Here is a 1,554-nt window from a genome sequence, read left to right as displayed (position 1 = left end):
AGATCAGCTCCTAAAAGATGGGTTTGTGGTAAACACCATTTTAAAGGAAGCTGATTTTTTTTGTCCGAACAGCGTTCGGATTAATTTTACAATCTACCCATTGTCTTGGTAATTTTTTCCTCAATCATGGGTTCAACAAAAGAATTGGTGATGTCTAATAATTGATCCAAATGTAAATTGAAGCTTGGTAATTCGCTCCATAACGGTAATCTCGGGAAATTATTTTTAGCGAAAGGCAACTTAGTCATCCTCCTTGCACAGAAATATTAATCAATCTGAACTGCAATTCCAATTAGCCCTGGGCCTGTGTGTACACATAATGCTGGGGAAACATCACCAGTATAAATGGTATGTTTTGGAAAGCTATTTCTAAGTTCGGTTAGTACATGACTTGAAATCGCTTTGTCATTGCCCTGAGCGACTGCAAGCCTAAAACTTTCGTTTGTTGAAGCATCTTCGATAGCCAGCTTTAATAACCTTGAAATTGCTTTCTTTTCAGAACGAGCTTTTGCTACTGGGTAATATATGCCATCTGAGTCGCACGATATGACTGGTTTAATATTTAAAACTGATCCCACCATCCCAGCCACTTTGCCAATCCTACCGCCAATTCTAAGATATTTTAATGTTGCAATATAAAAATAGACTTTACTTTTTAGCACGGACTGTTGAACTCGCTTAGTGATTTCTTGGTAATCATAATTAGCATTAATTAAGTCTTCTGCGTATGCTGCAATCAATCCACTACCAATACCAATACTTTTTGAATCAATAACTGTTATGATTGCGTTATTGACATTTTCAGAAGCTATTTTAAAAACCTTATTTGTAACTGATAAGCCGCTGGAGATTGTAATAGCAATGATTTTTTTATAACCTCGTTGCTGCAATTTTTTGATATATTGTGATACCAGTCCAAGAGTTGGACTAGCTGTTTTAGGAATATAACCATCTTCAATTAGTTGATACACTTCCTGAGGTTGAATAGTCACACGATCCAGATACCCGTGGTTGTTTGCTGTCACAACTAAGGGAACAACTTCAACATTTACTTGATTTTTTATTTCCGCGGGAATATCTGATGCGGAATCGACTAATAGTCCAATTTTTTTCATTTTCCCTCCATATAGTACTGATAACCTTATAAATGGTATTTTAGACTATATTATGAGGCTGTCAATACTACTATTATTCCATGATAGATTTTTGAAGTTGGCTTCTGATTATAACTTTTTACGGTGTGAGTCGCGTAGACCTGTAAATTCAAACCATCCACATAAACAAATGGGAAAGAGCAACTAACAAAATTGCGCCTACAGAGGACACCTTAGTACTGGAAAAATCAAAGCAGCTCAAGTTTTCAAGACTGATCAAATTAAACTTTCTATTTGCCATTTTTAAACAATAAAACACGCCAAGCTATTGTCATGGGAACAATAACTTGGTGTGTTTAAGTGTGTGAAAAGTACAAACGAGAGCGTAAAATATCTTGTGTAAATGGTAGATTGCAAATTTAATCCGAATTTTTGGACAAATTTGTCAGCATAGCCTGAT

1 protein-coding gene is annotated in these 1,554 nt (G+C 35.6%); it reads right to left on the bottom strand.

The window, feature by feature from the left end:
• Positions 1 to 266 precede the first annotated feature (266 nt).
• Positions 267 to 1,115 (bottom strand): DegV family protein, encoded by an 849-nt coding sequence (locus tag MMY95_RS15515; RefSeq protein WP_041142903.1) that lies wholly within the window; start codon positions 1,113 to 1,115, stop codon positions 267 to 269.
• Positions 1,116 to 1,554 lie beyond the last annotated feature (439 nt).

This window comes from Lactiplantibacillus sp. ME-2, from assembly GCF_022549155.1.
In the GTDB taxonomy this organism is placed as follows: Bacteria; Bacillota; Bacilli; order Lactobacillales; family Lactobacillaceae; genus Lactiplantibacillus; species Lactiplantibacillus plantarum.
This window is presented reverse-complemented; position numbering and strand designations above follow the sequence as displayed.